The organism is Clostridium sp. HBUAS56010 (genome assembly GCF_007115105.1).
In the GTDB taxonomy this organism is placed as follows: domain Bacteria; phylum Bacillota; class Clostridia; order Lachnospirales; family Lachnospiraceae; genus Lacrimispora.
In genome coordinates, this window is record NZ_SULJ01000019.1 from 1 (window position 1) to 15,224 (window position 15,224).

A 15,224-nucleotide genomic window follows, 5' to 3' on the forward strand; every position below is an offset into this window, starting at 1 on the left:
AAACAATAATTTCATTCAAATATTAATGAAGCATATTCCCATAACCAATACACCATATAGGATTGCTTTCTTCTTTTAAGATTTTTCCCCTACTAATAAGCCAGTAATCACATTCGCTCTCGTCTTCTTCGTATTGAAAATCTATTCTACCTTCGGCGTTAGGGAAGAAATTCAACAAATATTTAATCCATTGTCCTGCCGGGTTACCGTAATTTTTCAGTTCAGTTCCAAAGAAAATATAAACACTACCATTACCTCCTTTGTGTAGAACTGTGTCCTGACAAACCCATTTTCTTTCCATTGGTTTGATACCATATAAATCAGTAATAGTCGTATCTCTTTGAAATCCTTCTTGTGCAGATAACAATTTCTTTTCAATCTCTATGTAATTTCCACCAGTATAATCTCCAATACTGTCTACATTTAGCCACCCTCTCACTTGCGTATACATTCCCATTTTAAAATCTCCTCCTTTCAGTCTGGCATTTGAGCCACTACAAAATCATTAATCCATTTATGAGCTGAATCCATATCGTCTTCATAGTTCAGGTACTCTAACATCTGGCAGTATAATTCATAAGCATTCCATCTAAGCTGATGCCTCAAATATGTATATGTCTTGCTGCACCCTCTACCTTGGATCGGGAACCCGTTAGGATATAATTGATCACGTTCCTCTTTAAGCCGCTTGATTAATTTATCATTCATAAATCCCTTCCTATATCCGAAAAACGCTTATACAGTTTCCCTTCAACGTAGTAATCATTGTAATCGCTTTGCTCTATGTAATACCATTTTTTACCGTGATACCGTTTTAGATAATCATGCAGATGAAATTCTTCTTCAAAGTTTCCGTTCACAAGCTGCCTAAAACTTAGCTCGTCAATATCACGGCTACTTTGCACATAATTATAAATGTACTCAATATCGTCTTTTGTCATCCACTTTTCTACGACATAAACCACTCTGACAATTTCTTTTTCTAACTTAGTAACCTCATCTAGTTGATCCAGAGTTAGTAAATGATAAATTACTCTTTTACATTTCTCATAATGAAACTTTGTATTCATATAGCTGGTGTGCATTTCAAGTGGTAAACCCAGGTTATTCAGCATGGCAAATAATTCTGTGTACCAGTATTTATGTTCCTTGTAATTATGTAACGGATCTCCGCCACCAGAAACGGATACAATATTTGCTTCCGTTTCTTCAATGGCCTTCTTTAAATTGATAAGTCCGAATAATGTTGTTTCGGGAACGTTAATTCCATTTTCTCTGACAACACAATACGGGCATCTGCCGTGACAGCCAAAGTTTGTAATAATACTTAAATATTTATCCACTTATCTCCTTTCCAGTTGAGCTTCATCAATTAATCGATTCATATTTGTTACACAGAAAGTACATAGTGTAACTGTTCCAGCATTAGATTTATAATTGTATCCGTGAATTACATAATCTTTATTAGCCAAGATTTTTCTTCCACAAGAACAACATTTTCCAGTTCTGGTTAGCTGTCTATATTTATAATCAATTTCGTCCATTTATCTCCTTTCGCAATTTGCAATAAAACCACAGTTTACTTGATATTTTTATTACTAGGCAACGGCTGCCAATAATCAACATTGATCGGGAGCCACCCTTTACTTTTCCAACCCTCTGATGTATAAAATGCAACTTCAGCACAAAAAAATTTCTTTTTAGAACGTTCTCTTAATGTTAGAACGTCATCAGTCCCCTTCGGTAAGGCGTCTTTTACAGATATCCACTGATCAACTTTTACCGAATATCCTAGTTTCTTTTCTATTTCTTTTAGGGTCATTTCTTTCGGAGGAAGTTCTTTCCATTCATCCACATGGATAAAATGGGATAACCCATATCCTTCAAATTTTTCAACTTCCCATTCCTTACCATTACTATCATGAAAACCCTTTTCTTTAGAATATCTCATGTAACCTTCTTTAATATCGCCACAGATATACGTTTTACAATTCTCGTCAGCCAACTTTACCATTTCATATGTATACAACTTTTATCACCCTCCAATCCTATATTCTTTCCATTTACTATTGCACCAACAGCCTTTTATTTCACATTCATATCTATGTACTACTTAATTCCAGCCATAAAATTTACAGGCTTCACAACATTTCTCTTCACATCTGTAACAATTATGTGTACAGTTATCATTATGTATTAAATTGTTCATTCTCAGATACCCTTTGCAAAATCTCAGCAAATGACGTTTTAGTTTCCTTTGACTTGGCTTTACAATTCTTACATTCGTAGTATTTGGATTGTTTACCTTTTTCAAAGTGTGTTACCTGCACCACAACATTACTTCCACATGCCGTACAAAACATTAATCGTCCCCCTTTCTGTTATAAAATCTGTTCATGATTTCAGTGTGTAAGTATTTAAATTCAGATCTTGCTGCTGAATTTTTGAACTCGAACTCCTTATATTTTTCATGAATATCTACCATCTTGGATTGGTGCTTTGCTAATAACCACTCAAGATGCAGTTCTCTATCTCTTGCCCATAAAATATGTAAATAAACCATCAACTCTTTTAGCACATTTTTACTCCTTTCTTCTATATAATTGCAACGGCGGTAAACGGGAACGATCCGATTCTCCGAGAGTCAAAATCTCGTGTGCAACCACTACACTATACCGCTATATACTGGTCATTTCAGACCAGTGGTTTATATAATCCTTTATTAATGAGTTAATAATAACACCAAGTCTTTCTGATGTCAATAGAGTTTATAAAATCTCTTTAAATAATTAATCGTTACTTTATCATCACAACAAATTGTTCCTCAGTAATAATCGGCACTCCAAGTTCTTTTGCCTTTTTATTCTTACCAGACGAGCTTGTTACATCATTATTTATCAGGTAGTTCGTCTTGGTAGAAACCGATCCAGATACTTTGCCACCAAACTGCTCGATTTCCTCCACTAACTCATTCCTATTTGCATAATGTTCCAATGAGCCAGTAATTACAAATACTTTTCCTGATAAGCCCTTTCCCTCATCAGTAGATACAGTTATCTTAGGCTTCTCAAAATTTAATAGTGATGGAATATATAAATCCTCTGAATTGCTATATTTTGGATACCAGTCGTAAATACTCTTACTCATAACTGATCCAAAATCATCAAGCTGCGTAAAGTCAAATCCACATTCCAGTGCTTCAATGAATTTTGTATAATTGCCACCAAAATATTTACTTATAGTTTTACTTGCTGTCTTTCCAATAAGAGGAATTGATAGCCCATACAGAAACCGTTCCAGTGTTGTATCTTTAGATTTTTCAATGGCAGCTAATAATTTTTCCACTGATTTTTTACCGAATCCTTCAAGCTTCATCATCTCTTCTTTGTGTGATTCCAGAGTATAAATATCGGATAGATTTGTAAGCCAACCAAGATTCATAAATTTTTCTAATGTAGCTTCAGACAGACCATCAATATTTAATGCGTCCTTACTAGCGTAATGTGTTAGTCTGGCAAGTAACTTAGCCTGGCAGTTATCATTACAGCAATGTAGCGTCTTACTTCCGTTCTCATTATGCATCTCCAAACTTCCACCACAACAAGGACATTTATCCGGTAACTTCCATGTATTACTTTTAGTCAAATTAGCATGGACTTTCGGAATTACCATATTTGCACGATATACTTGAATAGTATCACCAATGCCAAGTTCCAAATTTTCAATATATGACACGTTATGCAATGTTGCTCTAGTTGTATCTGCTCCGTCTAAATTCACAGATGTAAAGATTGCCACTGGATTAATCAATCCTGTCTTCGAGGTCTGCCATTCGATATTCTCTAATGTTGTTTCATATAATTGATCTTCCCATTTTAACGCCATCATATCTAATGGGTGGTGAGTAGTGGAGCCAAGAGACTTCCCAAATGCTGTATGGTCGTATTTAAAAATCAAACCGTCAACTGGTAGTCTATATATTTCCGGATTAAATTTGCCGATACTTTCATTCAGATCCGACACAAGACAATGGTCAACTACGGGCATACCTAAACCTTCAGCATAAGCGTAATCCCCTACCAGATTCCCACTATCGAATCCTTCTACAACATCAAACACATAATATTCAAGTCCTCTTTCTGCGGCAATGGCAGCATCCAACTGTCTTACGGAACCTGCGGCTAAATTCCGTGGGTGCGAATATGGTTCTTCTAGTTCTGAATTGATTTTCTCAAATGTATCCCATGGAATTACGCATTCACCTCTAAATGTAATGTCAATGGGGTGACTCAATTTAGCAGGAAGATTTACGCAATGTTTAAACGTGTGCGTTACATCCTCGCCTTCGGTTCCGTTGCCACGGGTGACCGCTTTGTAAAGCACTCCCTTTCTGTACTCAGAAACTATAGTCAGACCATCTAATTTCCATGACTGAACAGTTTCTTTATTGCCGATGAATCTATTTACCTCATCGATATCCTTTGTTTTGTTAGCAGAAAGCATTGGATACTTATGAATACTTTTCTCTAATTCGCTTTTCACTTCATATCCCACCGTTTGGGTCGGTGAATTTGCCAAGCAAAAACCTGTTTTATCTTCTTTTTCTTTTAACTCATCAAACAGCTTATCGTACTCCTGGTCACTGATTTCAGAGTTGTTTTTGTTGTAGTATTGATTTCTGTGGTAATTCAGGAGCTTTGTCAGCTCCTTGATTCTTTCAATATCCGTCATTCGGTTCCTCCATTTTCGATTATCCAGTCCGCCGCTGTCTTATCTCTTGGCAGTCTGCTTAATATATTACAAGCGTCGTTTATGGCTGAATCTCTAGGATATGAGATGCCAAATTCTCTTTTATAGTTAATCAGTTCTTCAACAACCTCTCCAATATTCAACTCAATTCTCCTTTCATTGCTAGGTTCGTAAAAAGGTAATCCACTTATCCATTCACATTTCATTTAAGTAGCTCAGTAACAAATGTCTTCAATGGCTCTTTCATGGTCATGTTTCCATTCATCCACTCTAAGTAATCTTTATGCTCTTTTGCTACTTCTGTAATCAACTGTCCTTTATACTTACCGAAGGAAAACGTATATGTATTGATATCTGGCTTTGACACTTCCACATTGGAGTCAAATAGGATTTCAATATCCTTCCTTGATGCCAGGTAATCACAGAGATGAACAATTTTCTGCATAGAAGTTATTGGCTTCTGTAAAACAACCTTGCTTCTTTTATTTTCATTCCACTGTCCCATATGAGAGGAAATAACTTCTGCAATTTGATTCCTATAGTCCATATTGAAATCATTGAAAATATCATTGCTTAATATCCAATCCGCACAAATTTGTGGGTGATCATGTACGGTGAATTTACTTCCACCAGTTCCTTCTTTAAATCCATCGTGCAAGATGGAACCTGCAATCATACAATCTCGTTCTTCCTGAGTAAAATCATTTTGTGTCTGTTCTAGCTGGCAAATATAGTTGGCAAATAACGCAACTGCTTTTGTGTGTCTAACAAGACCGCCTTCTCCAAGAGCATAGGACGGATGATACTTTCCGGTAGTTGAAGCGGCCATAGAAAAGAAATAATCCGGCAAATTTTCTAATCCTACCTCAACCAATTTTCTCACTTCTTCTGTCACAATATACCCTAATTCTTTCTCAAACATTTCTTTCTTCAAATTTTATCCTCCTATTTTAAAATGCTATTGTCTAAACAGTTTTTGCAAATCTCATAGATGAACTTCCCCATGTTATCACGATTTACAAAATTCAGATAGAAATTGCTCCGCTTTTGCCATGTTAGTAATGTTCTTAAAAACGAATCTTCATTATATTTGGAGTCGTAATTATGTTCCATAATATCGTCCAGCCTATCGTTCTCTACCACAAGATAAACGTTTGAGACATTAATCATTCTGTTTAATTCCTTCATAAATCGGTCATCATCTTGATTGTTCGACAAATTACTAGCCAGTTCCTTTAATCCATTTTTACGCTCAATCACTAACTCATCAGTAAAATATGTGTCTACAAGGAATCCCAACTCTGGGCAAGCTTCTACCATAATTGAGTAATCGCCTGTTTTAAGTGAACGTTTTTTATAAGCAATACCATTTTCATCAAAATATTTGATTATATTTACATTGCTCTTTTCTTTCGTGTCGCAGAGTATAACCATGTGAGATAAAAGTTCCTTATATTTCTTATCCGTGTAATAATTCTTAATGTGTTTCACCATCCTATGCCATTTTTATATAATCTTTAATCCACCACTCATAAGCATCGGGGACTATTTGCCACTCATCATTCACTTTTTGTTTCTTCGGCTGCTTTTTTACATCCTTTATGTAAATAATATCTCCATCTTGAACCGGTATCTCGTTAAAACTCATCTTAATTGCCTTATCTCGTTTATTAATGGACTTATGTATTTTCATCTCTGTAGTCTTGCCTTTACCTATACTATAAGCATTGAATTTAGGCGAATATGTTGTATTGATATCAGTAATAACCACATATCTCCAATCAAGAGAATCGTCTACATAGTCAACATATCCTAATACTTCATATTGGAATTTCACGAGCTGAATCACACCAAACTCTTCATCTTCAACATGGTAAGACAATTCCTTACATAACCCAACCCAGTCCAAGTTACTATATTGCGAATCGCTAGCCTTCCCAGAAGCCAATTTATCTGTTGCATATTTTTTCACAATCTCTTCATCAATATGAAGATCTGGAATTTCAGCTTTTTTAACAGTCTTCCTTCCGGTTCCTTGACTTCCCCTCCAGTAATCTACGATTTCAGTGATTGTAAGAAGTTTTTTAATGGAGCCGAACTTTCTAAAATATCCTATCTTGACCAAATTTTTAAACACCGTTGAATTGATATTCGTACCTTTAATGGAAGTGTATATTTCTACAAAGTCATCAACTCCTTGCTCATATATATCCATAATGGCACGAACGGCCTTTTCTCCAATTCCCTTAACGCTAGATAGGTTTGGATAAATAATCTTGTTTTCATCGTCTACGGTGAATTTTGTATTGTCTTTCCCATACTCATATGTTCCCATCGTGTAGCCAAACATCGTCATGGCTTCTTTTGTTAATGCAGCTACCTTATTTTTATCTCCTTTATCCTGATAATGATTTAATGTCACTTCATAGAATTTTGAAAGATAATGAGCTTTCGGCCAAGCTTCGTAGAGAGAATCGTTTGCCATAGCCAATGCATGAGGAGCATTAAAACTGTATCTGGCACTGTCTTTGATTACCTTATATACTGGCTCAAAGTTATCCAAATTACCAATATTTTGTTGCCAATGCTCCTTTAGGCTAGATTCGACTTTTGCAAGAGCCTCACCCTTCAACTTCTTTTTACTTATCTTTTTGATTGTGTCATAACTATCCTTCATCGGAATACCTAGATAAGAGAAGATTTTCATAACAGCTTCCTGATACAGCATATAATGAAAACAATCTTCTAGGAGTTTATCAATGGCTTTCTCACCATTACTATAATTAATCCTATTCAAGAATCCATCAATCAGCGATTTGAAACCTGGGCGAATACCTGCAATAAAGGCAGCCAACTCTTTGATATTCTTGGGCTTGAATTTCATAACTTTCTTTGTAGTACTTGCCTTTTCGCACTGATTAAGGCAGCATGTGGCTCCCATCTCATATAACTTCCAAACCTTTTCGTCACCAGATACCATTTTTCTTAGTTCTGCAACAGTAGGAACTTTCATATTAATGCTTTCGTATAGTTTATGGATAATCCCCACAACATCTACAATAAGAAAATCATCTTTTACATAACCATAAGAATCAAGTAATCCTCCCTCGATATTTGCAACAACCGTGGATTTTCCAGTGCTTTCAGAATGACATCTTATCAATCCAATCTCATAGCGAATATCTCCATATCCAACAACGTCCTTTTCTTCGACATTTCCATTAAACAAGAAGAATCCGCAAGCATGAACTTTGGCCTGTTCAATAATACCTTGATATGGCTTGCTGTCATTAAATATTTTTAAATGCTCTTTATTTGTTATATAGTCCTCTATATGGATATCCTTTTTATCCTCTTCGTCATCAACCTGTTTCAGTGCTTCATTATATTGGTCAATAGAAGAAGTGATCTCATTGGCTACACTTGGCTCAAGTCCTTTTATATCCGCATAAAGTTTGAATCCTGATTTTTCTCCTAATTTGCCAACCGCCAATAGGGGATAGCAACCATGTTCTCCAACTAATTCCCTACCTGCCAGAACAAATGGTTCCTGATTTGAAACATTAAAATCTATATCGGGCATTTGATGAGAAGATAAAATCCTATCCTTTGTAATAAAACGCTCTGGATATATAGGAACTTCTGACTCAAACCTATCCATGGTAGTAAATCCTAGTAATTTACTCGAATAATATGAACTAGCACTTCCTCTTGAAGTAGTAGTTAGCTGTCCGCGGTACTTATTAACAGCCAACTTTACTAGCTCAAAGTTAGTTAAAAAGTAATCAGTAGTCCCGCTTGCTTCGATTTCCCCATGCTCATACAACATGCCTTCTTCTCTATCCTTGGTTCTATGATCTAAATCTTCTTCTCCATATTTTTCATATAATATATCTTTAAGGATTTTTACCCGCTCATCGTAGTTGTATTTTTCATACATGGGAGCAATAGGTATTTTAAAATTCGTCTTATATGTAAGTTCTTCGCACCCTCCAATAAAAACATGAGTGTTCATCATCGAATATATAATTTCTTCTGAAGGTAAAACTGCCTGTTCAATTAATCTCTCATAAGTTTTCTGGCCCGTAGGGAAATCCATATACCAGCCATTTTCATCGTCATAATGTTGACCCTTTCTTTGGAGAAGGTTTTCTCTTTTTATCCTATCTTCTTCGTTTATATAATGAGTATCTAGTCCGACAATAGTCTGTATACCGTATTTTTTAGACATCTTGTAGATTCTATCGTTTAACAACTTTTGAGCCATCGTATTATGAGTTTGATATTCAAGAAAAAAACTGTCCCCAAAATGCTCCCATATTTTCAACCAGATATCTTCTGCGTTTTCATATTTCCATCCTGCTATACATGCAGAAGTAATATAGACATCATTTTTATCAAGCTCAAATAGCATATTTAGATCAATTCTTGGCTTTGAATAGAAACCTTCGTTGTGAGCACACGTTATTATGTAATTCAGCTTCCTCATTGCTTGATAAGTACGAGCAACAATTACCATGTGACAATTTGTTTTATCTCTTTTCTCGCTTACCTGAGATTTGCCTTTTTTGTCGACATACTCCTCACGAATTACTTCATTTATATCTTTTACCCAATACACTTCAGCAGAATATCTAAATTTGATTTCTTTCGATAGCTTATGTTTTTTACGGTAATCTGCATCTTGAGAGTTTTTGCAAACATCATACACGTATAACCACTCTCCAGGATAACCATGCTCTCCCGAAAAGTAACATTGACAGCCATATGAATTAGAATGCTCCATAAACTCATGTATGTCAGTAGCCGAATCAATCTGAATTAAATCTGACCATGTAGTGTGCTTATGATAATTTTCCATAAGCATATTCATCTCATTCAACCATGTTTCTATATTATATGGGAAGTTGAATTTTAGTCTTGAAACCGCTCTTTTCGCCTCTTCTAGTAAAGACAATTACTCGCCTCCCATCAACTTATAATCACAAGAGTTTCTAAAACCACACAAGTTTCGGCAATAAAAATATTCCATTGTGGGGACGAAATTCTCCTCCTCTTCTATTGAATCAATTACATTATTTGCCCATAAAAGAGAATCGTCGTATTCTTCTTTGATAAATGGTAGTTCTAACCATTTCTTATCTCTAAAGTAATTCCAGACTATTTTCTCTGGGTATATACCATATTCATTGAATACTTGGATGCTATATATGTATAGCTGCTTTTTGTAACTTTCATAATCCGCTTTTTTTTTCTTTAATACTTGACCTTTCTTTCCAAGAGGATACTCGCTTGATTTATGGTCAACAACAATAATTCCACCGGTTTCTTTATCTTGAAGTAGTAGATCAATGTAACCGACAAAATTTCTATTCCCTATTGAGAATTCGCATTTTTTTTCCACTCCTAGAATCTTATATTTTTCTAGCCAATCCAGCTCCAAAGTGGCAAAATAATCTAATCCTTGGTAAAAATACTTTTCTCTCGTGGATTCAGATATATCCCAACACTGCACCTCTTCATCGAATTTCTCCTTATAATATTCAACAGTATCGGATAACTCCATTTCAAGCAAAAAAATCTTTTGTAAAATCTCATGACAAAAATGACCGAATGCTGCGTAAAAATTCTGTTCATTCTCATATACTCTTTTACCATTTTCATCTTTTAAGAGATAATTTAAATACCACTCATATTTGCATCCCTCAAAAGAATGGCAACGACTAAATGAAAACCTCATGTCTTGAATCTTGTTTTTATATTCTCCCAACCATATCCTCCTTTATTTGATTTTTACTTTTGTTCTGTATAGCGATTCCCAGATATCTTTTCCTAAATCAACCGGAGAATTTTTTCCTTCTGCTCCCCCTAGAAGATTATCCCTATCAACAATCACATACACGTTTACAAAACGTTTTAGCAAATCAATATTCTCCTTCACTTTCCGTTCTTTATAAGAAACATCAGAATCGTAACAAAAAACCACACTTTTGATTTCTGGTGTTGATATCAGTATCTTTACCTGTTCTGGAGTTAAGGTATGTTTTTCAGCGGAAGCACTATCTTTAGTTCCCCATGTAAAAAGTTTCATAACACTCTTTATACTTTCAAAAATCTTCACTTCTCCAGATTCTTTAATGTATTGCAAAGTAATATTCATGCCCTGAAAATAATCCAAAGTCCCCACCGGATAGTAGTTTATATATTTCTGAATCCCAAAAAACTTAAACTCTTTACATAAAGTCCTCCCCTTAATATTAATCAGATTGCCTACCATGTCATAAACAGGATATACAATTCTGTTTCCTCGGCTATCAAGCCTAACTCCGAACATTTTTAAAACATTAGAAGATATCCCCTCTTCTACCCACTCTGGGATTTCAACATCTTTATATTTAAGTAATTCACCGGAATCCAAAATTTCATGGGTTGAAACATAATTAGTTTTATTGTTATGAATCTTCCGAATAACCTTGTTGAGTTTAACCGTTTCAGATTGACACATAGCTTTTAAATCCACATCAGCCAAACGAGATGCCTTTTGTACCGCCTCATCAAAACTTAACTTCTCGTAAAGAATTAGGTATTGGATAATTCCCCCACCTGCTCCGCAACTAAAGCAAAAGAATTTATTCTTAGCTGGGGTAATGGAAAACGAGGAGGTGCGGTCTATATGTAGAGTGCAATGCCCAAAATAATCTTTACCTCGTTGTTTTAACTCCATGGTGTTTCCAATATAGTCAAGCAGATCAACGTTGCTATTAATTTCTTCTAGCATATCTTCATCATATAGAGCCACGGGAATCACCTCCTAACTAAATGGTGTACTTTCGGTATGTTGTTTGGCTTCTTTAATTCCGACTTTGCCAGTAGTAAACATCATATCTATATAATCGTTTTCGCCCATGTGCTGCTTACCAAGACGATTGAGTTTAACGGTGAGTTTGTGGGTACCACAATCCTTTCCATCGGCTACCAATTCTTCATTTGTTTTCTCTTCCCATTTGACAGCTACAGAACAATATTTCTCAATTCCATCCGATTCCGCAACTTCATTGGATCGGTTTAACTGACAAAATGCTAAGACAGACATTTTTAAATCACCAGCAATAATGTTTTTTAACCAGTTAGCAATTCCTGCCATGTATGCACTTCTTTCGGCTGAATTAAGGATTGAATCATCACATTTTATATAATCCCATATAACGAATTTTAACCCCATTTCAATCTTCTTTTGTGCACATATAGAGTAGAATCTTTCCTTTGTAATATAAGGGTCAAAATTATGGAATAAAGGCAAATCTTCAATATAGGCATTAGTTTCTTCGATTTTAGATTCTTCCTCTATAGTTAAAGCTGACCCCTTAATTCTGTAAACCGGAACTCCACTTAGGTAAGATAGGACTCTTATATACCAGTTCTCATCACTCATTTCACTATCTTGAACAAATGTGGGAACTCCGTTCATTGCTTTATGTAGGGCTTCAATCATTGCCAGCCAGCTCTTGCCTTTTTTCATTCTTGCTTCTATTACAACTAATTCAGTTTCCTCATATGTAAAAAATTCATTTATGCTTGGAAAGAATGAAGGTAGACCATAAGATTCTCCGCGTTCTTTCTTTTCTTTTATCTTTTGCCAAATATCTTTAATTTTTGAGCCAAAAGTAGTTATCTCTCCATCAGTTACAAAACTCGTTGTTAATTCATTGAGCTCCTTATAGACAGTGTTACTCATATCGTCCAAATGAACATCTTCGTTAGAACACATTCTCTGCCAGTCACTTGCTTTTTTATAAAAAGAACGCTTGAAAGCCAACTCCACGACACGATTTACAAGAAGTAAATACTCTTCAACACTATCCCTTTTAGTATTAAAGCAAAGGTCAATGTACTCTTGAATGCTTGGCAAGTTGTATTCCTGTACTTTCTTTTTCACGGCCTTATTAGAATCAAGCATTTGTTCAATATTCAAAGCTGTTATGTTAGTTATCTTTTGAGCAAAAAGCTCCTTAATTGCCCAATAAATACAGGCATTGTCGACGTTGTAAAAATACTTTTCGTGTAGATAGTTGCTATGTAAAATGAATTCTGGATGATATACTAAAGTTGATATCACACCGGCTTCTGCTTTATAGTCAGAAATTTCGCTTAAATCCACTAATTTCCTCCCTTCAAAATACCTCCAAATCCAACCTTGTTAGACGAACTATAATTAAATCCGGTGGACTTAACTGGCTCCATCTCAGCAGAATCAGCAGCTTTCTTTATCTCGTTTGCAATTTCTGTAGCCTTTTTCTTCTTATACAAATCCTTAATCCTCTGATTGTCTACCAAATAATGAAGCCCATATGGGCTTTTTACGGGTATTTTTGCAGATACAGAATGAGTTAGTGCAAATAGCAAATATTCAGAATCAATATCTTTTGTAAAAACAAGATTATTAATAACGCTCACTAACTGTTTCATTACAACTGTTTTGCTGATGTTTTCATAATAGAAATCTCTTACTTTCGCAATGTTTTCGCTAATATTGGCACAGTCTGAATGCATATACCTGTTCCCAACTTTTACAGCCTCGTCCTGCGGTATCTCGCAGGACTCATGCTTGCAGTGCTTAAATGCACACTTATATGTTTTATCTGGCATAAATTTTACCTCTATTCAGATTGAGTATCCTGATCAGATATGATTTTTAAATCCTTAATATAGATATAACTTATCTGACCATCATCAAAGATTACCTCATAATCACTCGTTTTGTGTTTACCAGTAGCTATCCCTTTTTTATTCAAATAACTATGGCTTTCAATTCTTTCCGAATTTTGAAACACCTCGACCCTATCTCCACATTTTAAATCGCCCATATTATTCCTCTCTTAATTAAATGGAAGACCCTCATCTTCTACTCCGTCTGGGATATTCATAAATCCATTACCACCAGTGGGAACTGAATTTGATGAATTATTCTGGCTGTTGTCAAATGCAAAAATCACATAATTAACAAACTCTTTCCCCTTCTCTTTGTCGTATTTACTTGTCACTTCACAAGATTCAATTTTAACCGAATCTCCAGACTTTAAAGACTCAGCCTGTTTCGCTGCCGTTCCCACGAGACGAACAAATTTATTTGACCAATCTGTCTCATATTTTGTCTTGCCATTTTCTTGTATCTCGTTACCGTTCCTATCCTTCATTTTTTTGCTTGTTGACATATCTGCAACATAATAGTTGCCCTTACCTTTTTCAATACTCCAAATTTTTGAATATGCTCCACTTCTGAATCCCAATATGATTTCCTCCTATTTTCTAATTCCCATGAGTTGTGTTTTAAGTGTCTTTAATGTTTCAATATCTTCCATGATTCTGGGATCACCATTTGCTTTTGAATCAGCAGATTTACAGAACTCAGCCACCTGTTTTTTTGCTGTGTCCGATAACTTGGCTCTGTCATTGACCAATTTATAGCACTCAGCTCGAAGTTTTTCTAACTCCTTACTCTCCTCTGGAAGATCTTCACCTTCATATATGTATAACCCCAAGCCGTGTCTTGCACATGCTTTTGTTAGTGACCTCTGAATTGATTTGTTCGCCTCTGAAGACTTAATGGACTCTGCGGAAATGGAACTGTTTTTAAAATCCATTACTGGCAATTCCTCAATATGCTCAATACCATTGATCGTAACTCCCGTCTTTACCCAACCGGTTCTTCCATCGTCAAACCATGGACGGGTTTTCATTGGTGTTGTTCCGTCTGGAGCATAAGAAAGCACTTCTTCATAAATCCTATATGTCGCATTAGGGTGGAGTTTTTTCACCTCTGCCCAACACGCAGCCCAGGATAAATAATTCAATCCATTTTTCTGCTTTACCTTTTCCTTAACATCGACGTTGTAAAGTTCCTTAAAATAGTTTTCTGACATTCAATTCCTCCTTATTATTTAAATGGCAATTCTGAATCATCTTTTGTTTTCTTGCCTAAAAACTTGACTCCATTATCAAAATCTCCTTTTACAACTGGAATTCCTCTAATAATAGAAATACCTTCTTCTCCGTCTCTGGCTATATGTAAAATATCTAGCAATCTGAAATCATTTCTTCCAACTAAAATCACTTCTGGATTTCGATCTGCAATGTTGTCAAGAATTTCTTTGTGTATGCCAATAGCTGTTTGCAATATTGGTTTCAAAACTTCCAAGGCCAGATATCCCCAATCATTTTCGCCGCATATGTGAAGCCAATGATTATCGTCTCCAAATAAATTCAAATCCGTCATTCGTTTGTGTCCGTAACCATCATATGGTCTTACTGCCTCTGAATCCGGTTTAATCTTGATTACCTTAATTCCTAATTCTCCTCCTATGGCTAACACCTCTTTCTTTAATTGTTTTCTCTATGTAAACACCGTTTTTTACCGGCGATAACATGAAATTTGCTCTATATGAAATCTAAATAAAAGTTGCATTTTCTCGGAAATT

General features: G+C 35.4%; 19 protein-coding genes. All 19 read right to left on the reverse strand.

The genetic code is table 11. The annotated features are described in order from the left end of the window. Positions 1 to 22: 22 nt before the first annotated feature. The 19 genes from FAY33_RS18055 to FAY33_RS18140 all read right to left on the reverse strand — a co-directional run bounded on the left by FAY33_RS18055 (position 23) and on the right by FAY33_RS18140 (position 15,118). Positions 23 to 457 carry a hypothetical protein gene (locus FAY33_RS18055; RefSeq protein WP_143322635.1) on the reverse strand — a complete coding sequence of 145 codons (435 nt, stop codon included), beginning with the start codon at positions 455 to 457 and terminating at the stop codon, positions 23 to 25. A gap of 17 nt (positions 458 to 474) precedes the next feature. Next, complete coding sequence (locus FAY33_RS18060; RefSeq protein ID WP_143322637.1) at positions 475 to 708, reverse strand: hypothetical protein; 234 nt, start codon at positions 706 to 708, stop codon at positions 475 to 477. After that, the gene (locus FAY33_RS18065) at positions 705 to 1,343 is read right to left on the reverse strand and encodes a hypothetical protein (RefSeq protein WP_143322639.1); all 639 of its coding nucleotides are present in this window, start codon (positions 1,341 to 1,343) and stop codon (positions 705 to 707) included. Before FAY33_RS18065 ends, FAY33_RS18060 begins: the two co-directional genes overlap by 4 nt. After that, the gene (locus FAY33_RS18070) at positions 1,344 to 1,544 is read right to left on the reverse strand and encodes a hypothetical protein (protein WP_143322641.1); all 201 of its coding nucleotides are present in this window, start codon (positions 1,542 to 1,544) and stop codon (positions 1,344 to 1,346) included. A gap of 35 nt (positions 1,545 to 1,579) precedes the next feature. Then, the gene (locus FAY33_RS18075; RefSeq protein WP_143322643.1) at positions 1,580 to 2,029 is read right to left on the reverse strand and encodes a DUF551 domain-containing protein; all 450 of its coding nucleotides are present in this window, start codon (positions 2,027 to 2,029) and stop codon (positions 1,580 to 1,582) included. Positions 2,030 to 2,362: 333 nt separating this feature from the next. Next, positions 2,363 to 2,578, reverse strand: a complete 216-nt coding sequence (locus tag FAY33_RS18080) for a hypothetical protein (RefSeq protein ID WP_143322645.1) — start codon at positions 2,576 to 2,578, stop codon at positions 2,363 to 2,365. 218 nt (positions 2,579 to 2,796) lie between these two features. Next, positions 2,797 to 4,731: an NAD-dependent DNA ligase LigA gene (ligA, locus tag FAY33_RS18085; RefSeq protein ID WP_143322646.1), complete on the reverse strand. Its 1,935-nt coding sequence runs from the start codon at positions 4,729 to 4,731 to the stop codon at positions 2,797 to 2,799. Then, on the reverse strand, positions 4,728 to 4,892 hold the full coding sequence (locus FAY33_RS19645) for a hypothetical protein (RefSeq protein WP_185967699.1): 165 nt from the start codon (positions 4,890 to 4,892) through the stop codon (positions 4,728 to 4,730). The genes ligA and FAY33_RS19645 overlap by 4 nt, the downstream gene beginning before the upstream one ends. Before the next feature lie 59 nt (positions 4,893 to 4,951). Continuing rightward, positions 4,952 to 5,683, reverse strand: a complete 732-nt coding sequence (locus FAY33_RS18090) for an HD domain-containing protein (RefSeq protein WP_143322648.1) — start codon at positions 5,681 to 5,683, stop codon at positions 4,952 to 4,954. Between the two features lie 11 nt (positions 5,684 to 5,694). Then, complete coding sequence (locus FAY33_RS18095) at positions 5,695 to 6,243, reverse strand: ERCC4 domain-containing protein (protein WP_143322650.1); 549 nt, start codon at positions 6,241 to 6,243, stop codon at positions 5,695 to 5,697. A 1-nt stretch (position 6,244) separates the two neighbouring features. Next, complete coding sequence (locus tag FAY33_RS18100; protein WP_143322652.1) at positions 6,245 to 9,706, reverse strand: PHP domain-containing protein; 3,462 nt, start codon at positions 9,704 to 9,706, stop codon at positions 6,245 to 6,247. Continuing rightward, complete coding sequence (locus FAY33_RS18105; protein WP_143322654.1) at positions 9,707 to 10,519, reverse strand: PD-(D/E)XK nuclease family protein; 813 nt, start codon at positions 10,517 to 10,519, stop codon at positions 9,707 to 9,709. Positions 10,520 to 10,531: 12 nt separating this feature from the next. After that, complete coding sequence (locus FAY33_RS18110; protein ID WP_143322656.1) at positions 10,532 to 11,548, reverse strand: CHC2 zinc finger domain-containing protein; 1,017 nt, start codon at positions 11,546 to 11,548, stop codon at positions 10,532 to 10,534. 12 nt (positions 11,549 to 11,560) lie between these two features. Further along, on the reverse strand, positions 11,561 to 12,907 hold the full coding sequence (locus FAY33_RS18115) for a DnaB-like helicase C-terminal domain-containing protein (RefSeq protein ID WP_143322658.1): 1,347 nt from the start codon (positions 12,905 to 12,907) through the stop codon (positions 11,561 to 11,563). Next, positions 12,907 to 13,395 (reverse strand): hypothetical protein, encoded by a 489-nt coding sequence (locus FAY33_RS18120; RefSeq protein ID WP_143322660.1) that lies wholly within the window; start codon positions 13,393 to 13,395, stop codon positions 12,907 to 12,909. Before FAY33_RS18120 ends, FAY33_RS18115 begins: the two co-directional genes overlap by 1 nt. Positions 13,396 to 13,406: 11 nt before the next feature. After that, positions 13,407 to 13,613, reverse strand: coding sequence for a hypothetical protein (locus tag FAY33_RS18125; RefSeq protein WP_143322663.1), 207 nt, complete (start codon positions 13,611 to 13,613; stop codon positions 13,407 to 13,409). 12 nt (positions 13,614 to 13,625) lie between these two features. After that, positions 13,626 to 14,036 (reverse strand): hypothetical protein, encoded by a 411-nt coding sequence (locus FAY33_RS18130; protein WP_143322665.1) that lies wholly within the window; start codon positions 14,034 to 14,036, stop codon positions 13,626 to 13,628. Positions 14,037 to 14,048: 12 nt separating this feature from the next. Next, positions 14,049 to 14,669: a DUF1071 domain-containing protein gene (locus tag FAY33_RS18135; protein ID WP_143322667.1), complete on the reverse strand. Its 621-nt coding sequence runs from the start codon at positions 14,667 to 14,669 to the stop codon at positions 14,049 to 14,051. Positions 14,670 to 14,683: 14 nt separating this feature from the next. Beyond that, on the reverse strand, positions 14,684 to 15,118 hold the full coding sequence (locus tag FAY33_RS18140; protein ID WP_143322669.1) for a hypothetical protein: 435 nt from the start codon (positions 15,116 to 15,118) through the stop codon (positions 14,684 to 14,686). Positions 15,119 to 15,224 lie beyond the last annotated feature (106 nt).

Bases quoted from the DNA above. Each gene is read 5' to 3' on its own strand.
- FAY33_RS18095 (WP_143322650.1), bottom strand. From the start codon at position 6,243: ATGGTGAAACACATTAAGAATTATTACACGGATAAGAAATATAAGGAA.
- ligA (WP_143322646.1), bottom strand. From the start codon at position 4,731: ATGACGGATATTGAAAGAATCAAGGAGCTGACAAAGCTCCTGAATTAC.
- FAY33_RS18125 (WP_143322663.1), bottom strand. From the start codon at position 13,613: ATGGGCGATTTAAAATGTGGAGATAGGGTCGAGGTGTTTCAAAATTCG.
- FAY33_RS18070 (WP_143322641.1), bottom strand. From the start codon at position 1,544: ATGGACGAAATTGATTATAAATATAGACAGCTAACCAGAACTGGAAAA.
- FAY33_RS18060 (WP_143322637.1), bottom strand. From the start codon at position 708: ATGAATGATAAATTAATCAAGCGGCTTAAAGAGGAACGTGATCAATTA.
- FAY33_RS18055 (WP_143322635.1), bottom strand. From the start codon at position 457: ATGGGAATGTATACGCAAGTGAGAGGGTGGCTAAATGTAGACAGTATT.
- FAY33_RS18135 (WP_143322667.1), bottom strand. From the start codon at position 14,669: ATGTCAGAAAACTATTTTAAGGAACTTTACAACGTCGATGTTAAGGAA.
- FAY33_RS18120 (WP_143322660.1), bottom strand. From the start codon at position 13,395: ATGCCAGATAAAACATATAAGTGTGCATTTAAGCACTGCAAGCATGAG.